Raw genomic sequence first — 16,366 nt, 5'->3', positions numbered from 1 at the left:
TTCATTGTTATCTAGCATTTGCTACCTTTTAATAGCCTATTCTGAACAGTTCCAGGAAACAATGTTGCACTATACAGAGAATCTGAATATCTTTTCTGGTGGTGCTACCTTCTTATGCTTCATCAGATTTTGATACTGAAGTTCTTCCAAAGGACTTTAACAACTATATACAGTAATCAGCAGCCCTGATCAGTAAAAACAAAAAACCCGGGAAACTTTCCCGGGTTCAATGTTATGATTAATGAGTTTAATTAAAATTTATATGCAATATTCCATGCGAATCCCATATTAAATTTGGAGGAACTTTTTCCAAATCCAGGAATAATCATTGGAGATATATTATCCTGCTTGGAGGTATAGGCCAGATAGCGGGGCTGCAGATTCACATCAATATAAAAATTGGAATCAAACAACTGCACTCTTCCTCCCAAAGTACCTTCCAGCCAGAAAGAAGACTGTGAGGATGCAGGAAAAGACACTGAAGAATTACTTCCTCCATATCCACGGACAGGAACAGCCATGTACTCCTGATTATAAAATGATCCGGCAACTTTTCCACCTGCATAGAAACCATTGAATTCATTTTCTCTATCCTTAGCCAGCATATAAAATGCACCAAGCTTAATAAAAGGTCCGCTTACTTTAGCATCATAGCTGTTTTTCTGATATATATTTTTCTCAAAACCAGCTTCTGCAATAGCATGAACGTTCCCATTAATCTTTGAGGAAATAAATCCCTGATATAACTTTCTATCTGAAAAGAATCCCAATCCTGTATTCAAGACATCAAGCCCAACCATAAAATTTGGCTCATATTTCCAATGTGCTTTTTTTACTTCTTCTTTCTTTTCTTCCTGTGCTGAGGCTAGAATCCCGAACAGGCTAAAAAATAAGGTAAAGATTAGTCTTGTCTTCATTCAATATTTGATTTTGTCCATTTTCCAGGCTTTGAACAGGGTCAGGAGTTATTAATTCTGAACTTAAATTGTCATATGTTTTTTTGGCTCCACATCCGGGAGATACATATATTGCCTGTGTTGTATATTTAATTCTTACTTTAGATTCTTTACCTTTAGTAGATGTTTTAAAATAAATATCGGTATAAGGTGAATCATCTACCCTTAAAGGAATAAGCCTTGAATCTATTTTTTTCTGCCATCCCAAATCCACTTTTCCTGAACCATAATCTACTGCTACAGACAATGAATCAAGTGTTGTTTCCTTACCATCTGATGCTGTAGTCTTAAAGGCAACCTTCATTCTTGGAGTTCCCTCTCCGCTTTCGCAGATATCATCATCACTGCCACATGAATAAAACATTCCAACGAAGCAGAGCATTATGAGAAATTTAAAATACTTCATATTAAGATTTGAGCTCAAATTTAATTAAATTATTTTTTAATCAGCAATGCTATATTTTCTACGTGATGCGTTTGTGGGAACATATCTACCGGTAATATTTTCACTACATTATAATGTTCTTTCATCAGCGCCAGATCTCTAGCCTGTGTTGCTGAGTTACAACTTACATAGACTACTTTCTCCGGAGCTAATTTCAATATTTGTTCCACTACTTTCTGATGCATTCCATCTCTTGGCGGATCTGTAATCAGGACATCTGCTTTAGGATGATTTTCCATAAATTCATCGTTAAAGACATTTTTCATATCTCCACAATAGAAAGTAGTATTGGTAAGACCATTTAATTCAGCATGTTCTATGGCTGCATCAATAGCTTCCTGTACAGATTCTATACCGATTACCTGTTTTGCATTTCTTGCTACATACTGGGCAATTGTTCCTGTTCCGGTATATAGATCATATACTACTTCATCTCCTTTAAGGTCTGCAAATTCAAGTGTTTTTCTATACAGTTCCAATGCCTGCTTATAGTTGGTCTGGAAGAATGATTTCGGTCCGATTTTAAACTTCAATCCGTCCATTTCTTCCATCAAATATCCTTCACCAAAATATACATTAATATTCAGATCATAAATAGAGTCATTGGCTTTTGGATTGATCGCATATACCAACGTTTTGATCTGCGGAAACTTCTCCAGAATATATGCAAAAAGTTTTTCTCTGTTTTCTTTTTCTTCTCTGAAAAGCTGGAATAACACCATCCATTCTCCTTTAGAGTTCTGTCTCATCATCAGAGTTCTCAGGAATCCTTCATGGTTTCTCACATCAAAGAAATCTAATCCGTTCTCTACAGCGTATTTCTTCACCGCTAATCGGATTGCATTAGATGGATCTTCCTGTAGAAAACATTCTTTAAGGTCTAAGATCTTACTCCACATTCCCGGAATATGGAATCCTAGAGCATCTTTGCTTCCAAAGTTTTCTTCAGAGCTTATTTCATACTGAGTAAGCCATCTCGCATTGGAGAAAGAAAATTCCATTTTATTTCTATAAAAATACTGTTCTTTCGAACCAAGGATTGACAGGGTTTCAAAGTCTTCAATTCCACCAATTCTTTTAATATTGTTATATACTTCTTCCTGTTTAAAATCAAGCTGTTTTTCATAGCTCATATTCTGCCATTTACATCCACCACAGGTTCCGAAATGCACACACTTCGGCTCTGTTCTGAAAGGAGATCTCTCTAAAACATCTACAGCTTCTCCCTCATAATATTTGGATTTGGCTTTTTTCACTCTTACATTCACAACGTCTCCCGGAATTGCCCCCGAAACCAATACTGTTTTACCGTCTTCCGTTTTCCCAATAGCAACACCTTTTGCACCGGCATTTAACAGCTTTATATTTTCAAGAACTAAATTTTTCTTATTCTTTCTGCTCATTCTAAAATTTTCTATTTTCCTAATCGAAACTTTAAAAGTTTCACTTTGCAAAAATACAATAAAAAAAACCTTATCCGAGGATAAGGTTCTGATCTATATTAAAGTTTATTATTTTGTAGGAGCAGGCTGCGGATTTGCAGGCTGTGGTGCAGTAGGATCAATCTGTAATTGTGGCTGCATCTGCTGAGCATTCGGATCTACTTTTGGAGCTGAAAGTCCTGTAAGTTTATCCAGAATAGTTACCAATTCTTGTTCTCCAAGATTTACAAAAGATCTGCTGGCTATTTTTCCATCTTTGTCAATGATTACAAAGCAAGGTAATTTGAATCCGTATACTCCATATTTTTTAGCAATATCAGATTCCATTCCTTTTTCTCCGTATACATTCACTCCCTGAATACCTTTTAATAATGAATTGCTTGTTTTAATAAACTGATCTTTTGTATCGTCTACGTTTACAAAAACAAAGTTCATTTTAGATTTGTAGAAATTTACAACTTCTTTTAAAACTGGTACCGTAGCTTCTCCTATATAAGGATTCCATGAAGCATAGAAGAACAACATATAAGGTTTCCCTTTGTTTTCAGAAAGTTTGTATGCTTTTCCATCCTGTTTTACTAAAGCAGCTTCAGGAGCCACTTCTCCAATTTTAAGACCTGTAATTGCCATCTGCATTTTTAGAAGGTCGCTTTTGATCGTTGCATCTTTAATATCTGTATCAATAAGCTTTTTGATCTTATCAAGATTTGCAGTAGTGGATGTTGGATGAATATCTGTCTGAGCCATCACAAATGCTAAAAGATAGTCTTTTGCAGTTTGAGAAAGATCTTTTTTAGTATTCAAATATTTAGCAAACATTTCTGAAGTGGTAATTGCAGGTTTTGTTTTGCTGTTCGCTTCTGCATATTTCTGGAAATCCGGAGTCATTTTTACAAGAAGATATTGTCTGTAAAGAGGAATAGATTTTACCATAGCTTCCTTATCGTTATCCAATTTAGCCTCATAATCCGTTAAAGCTTTAGAAGGTTTATATCCTGGATTTCCTGCCATTACTCCATGTGACATTTCATAATTGGCAAGAAGGTTAAGAACTGTTACCTTAACATCATTTTTCTTCCAAGCTAAAAGAGCTTTGCTAGGATTATTTTTAGCCGCAAGATCATCAACACTTTTATTGATGTCTGCTTCTACTTTTTGCATCCCTTTAACGAATCCGTTTTCATCTCCGGCCATTAATCCTCTTAAGTCAACTTTATTGCCATATTCTCCTAAAAATTTTTGCGTTGCTGCAAGGAAATCATTATTCTTTTTGGCATCTCCGGTGATAACATATTCATTAGGGAATGTCATTGCATTTCCTGAGATATTAACTTTTTGTCCACCTTCAAGATAGATCAGGTTTTGTTTGTTGGCATAATTGATAACATACATACCATCTTTAGGTGCTTCAAAGCTACCTGAGAAGTTCCCGTCTTTATCAAGACCTATATTAATTAAAGGCAATGTTCCTACTCCGGAAGCTTCTACAAATTCGATTCTTTCTAATGGTGAGCTTCCCGTAATTTTTCCTTTTACTTCTACTTTTTTTGAACAAGACATCACGAAAATCGCGATGATAAACAATAAAAGATATTTTTTCATTTCAATTTTTAATATTACACAAAAATAAGCTTTTTAGGGCCTGTTAATTCACACTGATAATTTTTTTTGAAAAATTTTATTACACCGATAAAAAGGGACATTCCAATTACTTTTTTTGTCTGTTTTTTATCGTTAAAAAACAACTGAAACAATGCATTTTTCACATCCTTCAACTGCCCTCCAAATATATACTTATTCAACAAAGTAAACCTAAGATCCGGCAATAAGTTAACAAACTTTAACAGATAAAATAGAGATATAAAAAAAATCGCTCCGAAACGAGAGCGATTTTTAAGTATTTTGAATCAATTCTATCCTTGATCTACAAGAGCAGACATGTATTCTCTATTCATTCTTGCGATATTCTCAAGAGAAATACCTTTAGGGCACTCAACTTCACAAGCACCAGTGTTTGAACAGTTTCCGAATCCTTCTTCATCCATAGCTTTCACCATGTTCAGAACTCTTCTTTTAGCCTCTACTCTACCTTGAGGAAGTAATGCATACTGAGAAACTTTAGCTCCCACGAATAGCATTGCTGATCCGTTTTTACATGTAGCTACACAAGCTCCACATCCGATACAAGCAGCAGCATCCATTGCTTTGTCTGCATCTTCTTTAGGAACCGGAATCGCGTTAGCATCCAAAGTATTTCCTGAAGTATTTACAGAGATGAAACCACCTGCTGCCATTACTCTGTCGAATGCGCTTCTGTCTACCATCAAATCTTTGATAACAGGGAAAGCAGCACTTCTCCAAGGTTCAATAACGATTGTCTCTCCATCTTTGAACATTCTCATGTGAAGCTGACAAGTAGTAATACCTGTATCAGGACCATGAGCTCTACCATTGATGTAAAGGGAACACATACCGCAGATTCCTTCACGACAGTCGTGATCGAAAGCGATAGGTTCTTTACCATCGTTAATTAAATTTTCGTTCAGAATATCCAGCATCTCCAAAAATGAAGAATCTGTAGATACATCTGATATTTTATAGGTCTCAAACTGACCTTTAGTTTTACTATTTTTTTGTCTCCAAATTTTCAGCGTAAGATGAAGGCCTTTTTTTGCACTCATAATGTTATATTTATAGGTTGGAGATTATTTGTAACTTCTCGCTTTAACTTCGATATTGTCATAGATAAGATCTTCTTTATGCAGAACTTCTTGTTTGATATCATCACCCTGATATTCCCAAGCTCCTACATATTTGAAGTTCACGTCATCTCTTTCTGCTTCACCTTCCGGGGTAGCATGATCTTCTCTGAAATGCCCACCACAAGATTCATTTCTGTGTAATGCATCAATAGCCATTAATTGTCCAAGTTCAATAAAGTCTGCCACTCTGAATGCTTTTTCAAGTTCAGTGTTCATTCCTTCAACATCTCCCGGAACTTTTACGTTTTTCCAGAAATCATTTTTCACTTCTTCAATTTCTCTGATTGCTTCTCTTAACCCTTCAGGAGTTCTTCCCATTCCTACTTTGTTCCACATAATGTGTCCTAATTGCTTATGGAAGTGGTCTACAGAATGAGTTCCTTTATTATTTAAGAAGAAATCTATTTTTTCTTTAATTCCTTTTTCAGCCTCGTCAAACGCTGGTGTAGTGGTAGGAATCGCACCTGTTCTGATATCTGCAGAAAGGTAATCTGCAATCGTATAAGGAAGTACGAAATATCCGTCTGCAAGACCTTGCATCAATGCAGAAGCTCCAAGTCTGTTGGCACCGTGATCTGAGAAGTTAGCTTCACCGATTACGAAACATCCCGGAATAGTAGACTGAAGGTTATAATCAACCCATACACCACCCATTGTGTAGTGAACTGCAGGATAAATCTTCATTGGAGTTTTGTAAGGATCATCAGCAGTAATCTTTTCGTACATTACAAATAGGTTACCATATTTTTCTTCAACCCAAGCTTTTCCTAGGTCGTAAATTTGCTGATCACTAGGGTTATGAATATGCTTTTCAATAGCAGCTTCTTTACCTTTTTTGATAATTTCTGTAGAGAAATCTAAGTAAACACCTTCTTTAGTATCATTATTTTCGATTCCGAAACCAGCATCACATCTTTCCTTACCCGCTCTAGACGCAACGTCACGAGGAACTAAGTTACCGAATGCAGGATATCTTCTTTCTAAATAGTAATCTCTATCTTCTTCTTTAATATTTTCAGGTCTTAATTTGCCTTCTCTGATGGCTACAGAATCTTCAATTTTCTTAGGAACCCAGATTCTTCCTGAGTTTCTTAATGATTCAGACATCAAGGTAAGCTTAGACTGCTGTGTTCCATGAACAGGAATACAAGTCGGGTGAATCTGTACGTAACAAGGGTTTGCAAAATATGCTCCTTTCTTGTGAATCTTCCAAGCTGCAGAAACGTTTGAACCCATTGCGTTTGTAGAAAGGAAATATACGTTTCCGTATCCTCCTGAAGCAATGACTACAGCGTGAGCAGAATGTCTTTCAATTTCACCTGTCACAAGGTTTCTTGCAATAATTCCTCTTGCTTTTCCGTCAACAATAACAAGATCTAACATCTCATGACGGTTGTACATTTTAATTCTTCCTTTACCGATTTGGCGGCTCATTGAAGAATATGCACCTAATAATAACTGCTGCCCTGTTTGTCCTTTTGCGTAGAAAGTTCTTTTTACCTGAACTCCACCAAATGAACGGTTATCTAACTGACCGCCGTAATCTCTACCAAAGGGAACTCCCTGAGAAACACACTGGTCAATAATATTTGCAGAAACTTCAGCTAATCTGTAAACGTTAGCCTCTCTTGCTCTATAGTCACCACCTTTAATGGTATCATAGAATAATCTGTAGGTAGAGTCACCGTCTCCCTGGTAATTCTTAGCTGCGTTGATCCCTCCCTGAGCTGCAATTGAGTGCGCTCTTCTAGGAGAATCCTGGTAGCAGAATGCTTTTACATTATATCCCTGCTCAGCTAAAGTAGCTGCAGCAGAACCTCCTGCCAAACCTGTACCTACAACAATAATATCAATCTTATCTCTGTTGTTTGGTGCAACAAGGTTCATATGATCTTTATGATTTTTCCACTTGTCTTTAAGAGGACCCGCTGGAATTCTTGAATCTAATTTACTCATACTAGTATATTGATATTATTGAGTTATAAAATGATAAACCGCCACGATGATAAATCCTGCTGGAATAAGGATAGAATACCATGTTCCGAAAGCCTTAATCACTGGCGTATATTTTGGGTGTCTTGCTCCGATAGACTGGAATGAAGACTGGAATCCATGAGCTAAGTGTAAGCCCAATAGTACAAAAGAGATCACGTATAAAGCAACTCTCCATAAGTCTGCGAACTTCTCATGAAGCTCTGGCCAGAAACGTTCTGAATCAGGAGCTATTCCTTCAACATACTTATAGTTGATTTCATGTAGCCAGAAATCATATAAGTGAAGCGCTAAGAAAGCTAAAATAACAGCCCCCGAAATAATCATATTTCTGGACATCCATGAAGAATTCACTGATGCGTTGTTTGCTGCATACTTTACTGGACGCGCTTTATTATTCTTGATCTCCAACACAAATCCCATCGCAAAATGGAAAATTACTGCAAAACCAAGAATAGGCTGCATTAAGAACTGCACAAAAGGATTATAGCCCATAAACTCAGATGCTGTATTGAATGCATCCCTGTTTAGAACTGATAACAAATTGGTCGTCAAATGCAGTATAAGAAAAATCAGCAAAAATAGAGCTGATAATGCCATCGCATATTTTCTACCTATCGTAGAACTCGTTAAACCTGCCATATAAGTTTAAATTTGAATTTCCCACAAAATTAAGAAATGTTAACAATATCAAAAAGTGAGAAATCTCACAATTAGTCAGTTTGTAATCTTTCTAAATAAGAGCTTAATAGGTTATAAATAAAGAAAAAACCAAAAAACCAAAAATCATCATTCCATATCATACACCTGGTCTCCAAAAACTATTTTTTTAGTTGAAAAAGGAATTGCCTTTATTTCAAAATGATGTATTCTTCTGGATGAACAATAGGGGTCTACTATAAATTGTAGAATCTTTTTCCTGTCTGCTTTATGCGGAATCCAAAAGCGAACCTTATTTCCTCTCTTTATAGAGATGACTGTACGCTTACTAAAGGAATGAATAATCATCTCTTCCTTCTGATTTTCAACAATATTATATCCGGTCCTTATCATTAGAAATGCTAAAACAGAGATTATCAAATTCATGGAATTTCTAAGGTTTAATTTTAAAATCACAGCCCGTAACAAATATACTACAACTGATACAGACAATACTTCAATCAGATTCATAGGAATGTTTTTAATGATTACTGCATCTAACCCGGCAAACCAGTGAATAATCTTAAGAAGGAACTGGATCATATAATCATAAACCATATCAATAAAGCTGAAATCCATACCAAAAGCGATAAGAAGTGTCATCAAAAATGAAAACACAATAATCACTTCAGAAAAAGGAACAATTGCAAAATTGGCGATGACTGATACAAAAGAGAACTGATGGAAATAATATAACACCAACGGAAGCGTTGCCAACTGGGCAGATACTGAAATGGTTATGGCATTAAAGATCAGTTTCTTTAAATAATTATCGGCGGAGGGAAAGTATTTCAAAAGAGGCTGATTCAACCAGAAAATTCCTAATACAGCAACAAAACTAAGCTGAAATCCCACATCAAAAAGCTGTTGGGTATCCGGAATCAGAATAATAAATGCAGACAAAGCCAATGAATGCAATAAATCCGGTTTTCGCTGCAGTAAAACAAAAATAAAATATACACTCAACATAATACAGGACCTCAACACAGAGTTTCCAAATCCAATAAATCCGGCAAACAACCAAATAAAAACCAAACTTGAAATAATGGCATATTTCCTGAATTGTAATGGGATGAAACGAACCATTAAAAAATAAAAAAGTCCGAAAATAATAACAATATGGGTTCCGGAAATTGCTAACAGATGAACCAGCCCCGATCTATTGAAATCCTGTACAGTAACGGCATCCATTTCAGTTCTGTCTGCCAGAATAATTCCTTTCAAAAATTCTCTGCTGCTTCCTGACATCCCGGTTTTATCAATTTTCTTCAGAACATTGAGTCTATACTGCCTGATCTTATCGGTAAAGTTTATATCATCACGTTCTGCAGAGAAAACTGTATTTGAAATATACACCTGATATTCAATATTTTTCCGTTTCAGATACTGCGCATAATTGAATTGAAAATTATATTGAGGCTGCTTAGGCTGTGTGATGTAAGATTCTGCTTTGTAGTAATGTTTAAAATCTAATTCGCCATGGTCTCTCGGAATATAAAAAACTGCATTAAAACTCATATTCCCAGATTGGGCTATCCCTTCATATTTTTTATATTTTTCTGTTGAATTTAATTTCTGGGAGATTTTAAAAACAATGACTTCTTTATTATTAACAGTTATATCAGCATTTTGAGAAAAAACAGTACAGAAATGAAGTAAGATGCCTATTCCAAAGAACAGTACTCCAAGAAGAGCCACCCTGATTTTATACAGCACATAGGTATTGAAGAATAGGGAAAGTAAAATTCCAAAATTGATAGCTGCAATCCCATACATCCATACTTTTCCCAATAAAAATTTATCCTGGAAAAAAATTCCAAGAATAAAACATAGTATCAGGATCAGTAGTGGTTCTCTATTCAATGACAGTTAATTATATCACCAATATAGGAAATTAAAGATTCGCTTATTATCACTGTAATTACTAAATAAAACACCCTGTAATCTTTAAAGAGATTAACAGGGCGCTTATTTTTTTGCTATAAAATTGTATTTATATAAAAAGTTTTACTTTCGATTTAAAAACTTATCTGTGAGACGCTGGTTTCTTTGATATAGAACCAGGGATCTTTTCCATAATCTTCATAGATAAAACTTTTGTTTTTCTTAGAAACGGCAGGTTCTATCCGGGTGCCCTCATACCATTCGCTAAACAAAGTAATTCCAATCAATTCAGGATTCAATTTAGTGGCTGCATCAAACATTCTTTCATATAATATCTGCCGTTATCTCGGTTTTTGAAATCAGCCTCATTCCAGAGTCTGATCAGCCCAAGCCAATGCAAGGGATAAAAATAAGATGATGGTCTGTACATATTGAGCCATCCCCCCTAATTAGAGGTTGTACTTCCAAAAACAAAACCTTAATTGACAAAATAAGTATAAAACCATCAAATCCGGATTAAAATTTCCGGAGATTCGTCTCAGACCTTTAAAATCACCTCAGCAGCATGATCACTGGCTCCCTTACCACCAAGCTTTTCTCTCAAAAGGCTGTAGTCATTCAGGACCTGTTCTCTTTTTCCTCCTTCTAAAATTTTATTGAGTTCATCTACCAGAGTCTTAGTATTCAAATCATTCTGGATAAGTTCTTTTACAACTTCCCTATCCATGATAAGATTCACTAACGAAATATAATTGATATTTTTTACGAGTCTTTTGGCAATCGCATAAGAAATGGTGCTTCCACGGTAGCAAACGACTTCAGGGATATTCAGCAGAGCAGTTTCTAAAGTGGCTGTTCCGGAAGTAACCAAAGCAGCTTTTGAACATCTAAGCAGATCATATGTTCTGTTGGAAACAAAATGTACATTGTCATCCACATACTTCTGGTAGAATTCTTTAGGAAGACTTGGCGCTCCTGCAATCACAAATTGATAATTTTTAAAATGAGGTCTTACGGAAAGCATGACTTCAAGCATTTTCTCTACTTCCTGTTTTCTGGATCCCGGTAAAAGTGCAATAATTTCTTTTTCGTTCAGCCCGTTCTCTTTTTTAAAACCATCAATATTGATTTCTTTTAAATCAGAAATAGCATCAAGCAACGGATGCCCTACAAAGTGTGAATGAACACCATGTTTTCTGTAAAATTCTTCCTCAAACGGAAGGATAACCATCATTTCATCCACATACTTTTTGATGGTCTCTACTCTACCTTCTTTCCATGCCCATAGTTGTGGTGAAATGTAATAGATCACCTTAATTCCCAATCCTTTGGCAAACTTAGCAATCCTAAGATTGAATCCCGGATAATCTACCAGAATTAAAACATCAGGCTTATTGTTCTGGATATCTTGTTTGCAGAATTTAATATTATTTAAAATAGTTCTGAGATTCATGACCACTTCCAGAAATCCCATAAAGGCCAGATCCCGGTAATGTTTTACCAGTGTTCCGCCCTGAGCTTTCATCAGATCACCACCCCAAAACCTAAACTCTGCACCAGAGTCCTTTTGTTTAAGGGATTTCATCAAATTGCTTCCATGAAGATCACCGGAAGCTTCTCCTGCAATAATGTAATATTTCATTTCCTCCGAAATCTTTATTTGTTTTAATAACCGTCAAAAACAGCCTGTTACTTTGCATCATGGGCAGTTTCTATGGTAAGGATAGAGAACAAATTAAGAGGTATATTGATCTTAATTTGTAAATTTGTTCAAAGATAATGATAAAAATGTCAGAAGAATTTGAAATCAGAAATAAAGTTGCCGAAAGCGGCCTTGTAAATTTTGACCTTACCACTTTACTTCCAAAAGGGGAAAGAAAGGGTATTGATCTTAAAGACTTCCTTTTTCAGGAGATGATCCTGAAGGAAAAAGATTTCCGCGAAAAAGTAGAGGTCATCAACACTGAAGAATATAAAGATTCCTATATCTATATCTACAACTCGGTAGATACCATTATTCCGCTTTGGGCTTACTTTGTACTCACTGCTAAGCTTACGGATGTGGCCAAAAAGATCGTATTCGGAAACCGCGAGGACCTGGAAGTTATTCTGATGCACAATGCTATACAGACCTATGATTTTGAAGATATGAGAGGAAAGAGGGTTCTTGTAAAAGGATGTTCGGATAAAGAAATTCCTGAAAATGCTTATATAGAGCTAGTGGAACAGCTAAAACCTCTGGTAAAGTCTCTGATGTTTGGAGAGGCCTGCTCTAATGTTCCCATTATAAAGAACTAAGAATGAAGCAATATCTATCGGCGGCAGCCCTGTTCTTTATTTTTTTAGCAATTTATTATATTGGGAGTTTTACTAAAATTCCTTTTGCTGATTGTGTAGGGTTTGTCCTGTCTGTAGAAAAAGGTGAGTTTGAAACTGCCGCTACTGCAACTTCCCATTTTTTATATACCAATACAGCGATCTTTATTAAAAACCTGACAGGTCTTCATCCTATTGAGGCCAGCCGTCTTTTGGTAGTAGCTTCAGGTGCTTTCACTGTTTCTATTGTATATCTTATTGTAAAAACCATCACAAAAACACAATGGACAGCCATTACAGCTGCGTTTGTCTTTGGATTCAGTTTTTCTTTCTGGAGAAATGCTGAAATTGTAGAAGTATATACCTACAATTCTTTATGGATAAGTCTTTTCTTCCTTTCTATAGTAAAGGTCTTTATTGAAAAGAAAAATGTTCACATTATACTGAGTAGCCTATTCCTGGGAATTGCTCTCTGGGTGCATATTCAGAATATTTTACTGATTCCGGCTCTCTTACTTTTCTTATTTTACTTCAGACAGGAAAAGAGGTATTCCAGCTTTTCGGTTATACTTTTTGCTTTATTGTTTTCATCCCTGTTTATTCTTAATATGTCGCAGGGACTGCCATTTAAGGCCTTCTACTCTTCCGATCAGGGAACATGGGTGGAGGATTCTCTGAAACAGACTCCGGTGCAGCTGGTAAAAGATTTTTTCCAGTCATTTATATACCTCATCTATAATTTCAATATTTTTATATTTTTCGGAATAGCAGGAATGGGACTTTTGTATAAAGCCAACCGACAGATGTTTACTGTTTTCTTTGTAGCAGCATTATTGGTTTACGGGTTTGCCACTTTCTATCTTGTTTCTGATAATTATGTATTTTTTCTTCCGTTCAATATCATTTTTGCGCTGTCTATCGGATACGGACTATCTTCTGTTAAATATGTTTCATTTAAAAAGTTTTCGTGGGTTTGCCTGCTGATTCCTTTAGGTTATATTTCTGCTTATAATGTGGTCTTACTTACAGAAAAAGGTAGAGAAGCTGATGCTTTCAAAAAATATAAAGGCGGAATGAATTATTATCTGCTTCCCTGGATGAATGATAATGTAGGGATTCTGGAATTCACTGTTGACAATAAAGTAGCTCCTGAACCTATTAACTGGATGACTGTGAGCGCAAAGGAATATATCAAAGTATTGAAAAATAAGGGATATACTGAAGAAGAGATCCGAAAACTTTAACAATAATTATGAATCCGGGGTATTTTGGGAGGCATATTTTTTGATAACTTTGAGTCAATTAATACATTAACAAACACAAACAATGAGCTTAATCGACCTACTTACAGGGAACACCAGCAACCAGGTTGCTGAACAGGCTGAAAACAAATTCGGAATCAATAGAAACCAGGTAATTGCTTTACTAGCAGTAGCAACTCCTCTTATCATTTCTTACCTTAGAAATAAATCTCAGGATGCAAAGGAAGCTGAAGCTTTAAACAGTGCTTTGGACAAAGATCATAATGGCAGTATCTTAAATGATCCTTCACAAGTAGAATCCAGACAGGCTGAAGGCGGATCTATTCTTGACCATATTTTCGGTGGACAAAAGAGCACCGTGGAAAATCAATTATCACAAAATACGGGAATCTCTATAGACAAGATAGGACCTATCCTTGCGATGCTAGCTCCAGTTGTAATGGGGTATATCGGCCAGCAAAAACAACAAAGCAATGTGGGAGCAGGAGGTTTAGGAGATCTTTTGGGAGGAATCTTAGGAAATGCTTCTAATCAGGCTCAGGCTCAACAATCAAGTCCTTTAAATGATATTCTTGGAAGTGTTTTGGGTGGCGGACAATCTCAGTCATCAGGAAACCCTTTGAATGATATTTTAGGAAGTGTACTTGGCGGTGGTGGAAACCAGCAGCAACAAGGCGGCGGATTAGGAAGTATTCTTGGTAATATCTTCGGAAAATAATTAATTTAATTTGTCATAAAAAAGACCGGAGAGATAATCTTCGGTCTTTTTGCTTTTTGTTACTTCTTAGGTTTTTCTTCGGTTGCTGTAAAGGATTTTGAAGCTTTTCTAGGTCTTCTTTTTCCGTAGTTTCCGGCATGAATTTTACCTCTTCTTGATTTATTGTCTCCTTTTCCCATAGTAATAAAGTGTTTGTTGTTATTACGAATTTAGGAAATACTTGATTAATATCCAATTATATTAGCGATTAAAGCCTTTTAAGAAAGGAAGATGGAGGTTGGAAGATGGAAGTTCTACCAGCCGTTAATTCGATATACCATGATAAAGCTACTACAATAAAGGATGATAATCTAGGCTTTAACCTTCACAAACACCCATCTTCCATCTTCCCATTTCCTTTCTCTTACACCTTGACTGTCTTCCACTTTCCTTTTTTAAACAGAATAAAAGCAACCACAGTAATCAATCCCTCAGCTGCAGGGATTGAAATGAATACTCCTTTCGGACCCATCTCCAGATGCTTGGAAAGAAAATAAGCTAAAGGAATCTGAAATAGCCAGAATCCAAAAAGATTCACCCATGTTGGAGTCCACGTATCTCCTGCCCCGTTAAAAGCATTGATCATCACCATCCCGATTCCATAAAAAATAAAGCCTATACTCATAATGTGGAGTGCATTTGTAGCAAAATCTTTAATCTCTATCTGCTGAGTAAAGAAACTCACTAAGAAATCCCCGAACAAAACAAATATTAAGCTAACAATCACCATAAAGATGACATTATATTTCACTGTTTTCATCACAGACTGCTCTGCTCGCAACATTTCATTTGCCCCCATATTCTGTCCTACCAATGTGGATGCTGCATTACTCAGGCCCCAGGCCGGAAGCATAAAGAACATCATTAATCTTAAGGCTGTCTGATAACCGGCTGAGGCATTTTCACCTCCTGTAGTCGCTACCAGTTCTGCCAAAAAGATCCAGCTGCACGATGCAATCACAAACTGGAAAATTCCGGGAGTAGCAATTTTTATAATGGATTTAATTAGATCATAATGCGGTTTAAAGTAAGAAAGCTTAATACGAATTTGGGTATCTGCCACCAAAAGATGATACAGCTGATAAACTACCCCAATAGTTCTTCCAATGGTAGTCGCTAATGCTGCTCCGGTAAGGCCCATTGCCGGAATAGGCCCAAACCCTTTAATTAGGACCGGACAAAGAATAATGTTGGCAATATTCGCAATCCATAAACTTTTCATAGCAATCATCGCATTTCCCGCTCCTCTAAAGATTCCATTGATCAGAAACAGAAGCATAATGATGGTACTGCTTCCCATCATAATTCTCGTAAAGTCTTTTCCATAAGCTGCAGCTTCCGGTCTTGAGCCCATCAATATCAGAATTTCTTCAGCATAAATGACCCCGAATACACTTAAAACAAGTGTTATCACAAATGAAACCAGTAATACCTGTGCTGCACTTCTGGAAGCCTGTTCAGGATTTTTCTCCCCAATTCTTCTTGCTACCATAGCAGTTGCCGCCATACTCATTCCAATGGCAATGGAATACATTACAGAAAGTACAGATTCTGTAAGACCAACTGTCTGAATAGCAAACCCACTTTCTTTCAGATGCCCCACAAAATAAAGGTCAACCAATGCAAATACTGACTCCATCGCCATTTCCAGCATCATAGGTATAGCCAGAAGCAGAACCGCGCTTCTGATATTTACCTTCGTAAAATCGGTTTCTTCTCCGCTAAAGGCTTTTTTAATAAAGTCAATATATTTCGTCATTTCTCCGGTTATAATTTATATATCCTCAAAAATACAAATCTAGTTCGTAGTAAGTCTTAGCAATTGACAATAAAATTAATCAGAAGTTTTTT

The 16,366-nt window shown here is 36.2% G+C and carries 15 protein-coding genes; 3 read left to right on the top strand and 12 right to left on the bottom strand.

Features of this window, described 5'->3' with window-relative positions; all coding sequences use genetic code 11:
* Positions 1 to 251 precede the first annotated feature (251 nt).
* The 10 genes from M2372_RS16520 to lpxB form a co-directional block, all read right to left on the bottom strand.
* Positions 252 to 917, bottom strand: a complete 666-nt coding sequence (locus tag M2372_RS16520) for a DUF6048 family protein (RefSeq protein ID WP_123320886.1) — start codon at positions 915 to 917, stop codon at positions 252 to 254.
* Complete coding sequence (locus M2372_RS16515) at positions 883 to 1,338, bottom strand: DUF6452 family protein (RefSeq protein ID WP_228455778.1); 456 nt, start codon at positions 1,336 to 1,338, stop codon at positions 883 to 885. Before M2372_RS16515 ends, M2372_RS16520 begins: the two co-directional genes overlap by 35 nt.
* 53 nt (positions 1,339 to 1,391) lie before the next feature.
* Positions 1,392 to 2,804 (bottom strand): 23S rRNA (uracil(1939)-C(5))-methyltransferase RlmD, encoded by a 1,413-nt coding sequence (gene rlmD, locus M2372_RS16510; RefSeq protein WP_123320888.1) that lies wholly within the window; start codon positions 2,802 to 2,804, stop codon positions 1,392 to 1,394.
* 108 nt (positions 2,805 to 2,912) lie between these two features.
* Positions 2,913 to 4,445: a TlpA disulfide reductase family protein gene (locus tag M2372_RS16505; protein ID WP_123320889.1), complete on the bottom strand. Its 1,533-nt coding sequence runs from the start codon at positions 4,443 to 4,445 to the stop codon at positions 2,913 to 2,915.
* A 311-nt stretch (positions 4,446 to 4,756) separates the two neighbouring features.
* Positions 4,757 to 5,524 (bottom strand): succinate dehydrogenase/fumarate reductase iron-sulfur subunit, encoded by a 768-nt coding sequence (locus tag M2372_RS16500; protein WP_115970462.1) that lies wholly within the window; start codon positions 5,522 to 5,524, stop codon positions 4,757 to 4,759.
* A gap of 24 nt (positions 5,525 to 5,548) precedes the next feature.
* Positions 5,549 to 7,561, bottom strand: a complete 2,013-nt coding sequence (locus M2372_RS16495) for a fumarate reductase/succinate dehydrogenase flavoprotein subunit (protein ID WP_123320891.1) — start codon at positions 7,559 to 7,561, stop codon at positions 5,549 to 5,551.
* A gap of 15 nt (positions 7,562 to 7,576) precedes the next feature.
* Positions 7,577 to 8,239: a succinate dehydrogenase cytochrome b subunit gene (locus tag M2372_RS16490; protein WP_115970464.1), complete on the bottom strand. Its 663-nt coding sequence runs from the start codon at positions 8,237 to 8,239 to the stop codon at positions 7,577 to 7,579.
* A 147-nt stretch (positions 8,240 to 8,386) separates the two neighbouring features.
* Entirely contained in the window at positions 8,387 to 10,159 is a 1,773-nt protein-coding gene (locus M2372_RS16485) for a ComEC/Rec2 family competence protein (protein ID WP_123320892.1), read from the bottom strand.
* Positions 10,160 to 10,314: 155 nt separating this feature from the next.
* Entirely contained in the window at positions 10,315 to 10,500 is a 186-nt protein-coding gene (locus M2372_RS16480) for a hypothetical protein (protein ID WP_123320893.1), read from the bottom strand.
* Positions 10,501 to 10,718: 218 nt separating this feature from the next.
* Positions 10,719 to 11,822 carry a lipid-A-disaccharide synthase gene (gene lpxB / locus M2372_RS16475; RefSeq protein ID WP_123320894.1) on the bottom strand — a complete coding sequence of 368 codons (1,104 nt, stop codon included), beginning with the start codon at positions 11,820 to 11,822 and terminating at the stop codon, positions 10,719 to 10,721.
* 146 nt (positions 11,823 to 11,968) lie between these two features.
* Here lpxB and M2372_RS16470 point away from each other — a divergent pair, with 146 nt between their 5' ends.
* From M2372_RS16470 to M2372_RS16460, 3 genes are all read left to right on the top strand, one after another.
* On the top strand, positions 11,969 to 12,478 hold the full coding sequence (locus tag M2372_RS16470; protein ID WP_115970468.1) for a DUF2480 family protein: 510 nt from the start codon (positions 11,969 to 11,971) through the stop codon (positions 12,476 to 12,478).
* Positions 12,479 to 12,480: 2 nt separating this feature from the next.
* The gene (locus tag M2372_RS16465) at positions 12,481 to 13,740 is read left to right on the top strand and encodes a protein O-mannosyl-transferase family (RefSeq protein ID WP_123320895.1); all 1,260 of its coding nucleotides are present in this window, start codon (positions 12,481 to 12,483) and stop codon (positions 13,738 to 13,740) included.
* Between the two features lie 82 nt (positions 13,741 to 13,822).
* Positions 13,823 to 14,476 carry a DUF937 domain-containing protein gene (locus M2372_RS16460; RefSeq protein WP_123320896.1) on the top strand — a complete coding sequence of 218 codons (654 nt, stop codon included), beginning with the start codon at positions 13,823 to 13,825 and terminating at the stop codon, positions 14,474 to 14,476.
* A 59-nt stretch (positions 14,477 to 14,535) separates the two neighbouring features.
* Here the strand turns inward: M2372_RS16460 and M2372_RS16455 are convergent, their stop codons facing one another.
* Together M2372_RS16455 and M2372_RS16450 are read right to left on the bottom strand one after the other, a co-directional pair.
* Complete coding sequence (locus M2372_RS16455) at positions 14,536 to 14,655, bottom strand: 30S ribosomal protein THX (RefSeq protein ID WP_115970471.1); 120 nt, start codon at positions 14,653 to 14,655, stop codon at positions 14,536 to 14,538.
* A 224-nt stretch (positions 14,656 to 14,879) separates the two neighbouring features.
* Positions 14,880 to 16,274 (bottom strand): MATE family efflux transporter, encoded by a 1,395-nt coding sequence (locus M2372_RS16450; protein ID WP_123320897.1) that lies wholly within the window; start codon positions 16,272 to 16,274, stop codon positions 14,880 to 14,882.
* Positions 16,275 to 16,366: the final 92 nt, after the last annotated feature.

The sequence above is a fragment of the Chryseobacterium sp. BIGb0232 genome, assembly GCF_024810195.1.
Taxonomy (GTDB): domain Bacteria; phylum Bacteroidota; class Bacteroidia; order Flavobacteriales; family Weeksellaceae; genus Chryseobacterium; species Chryseobacterium pennae.
Note: the sequence above shows the minus strand (reverse complement) of the source record. Positions and strands in the feature narration are given on the sequence as shown.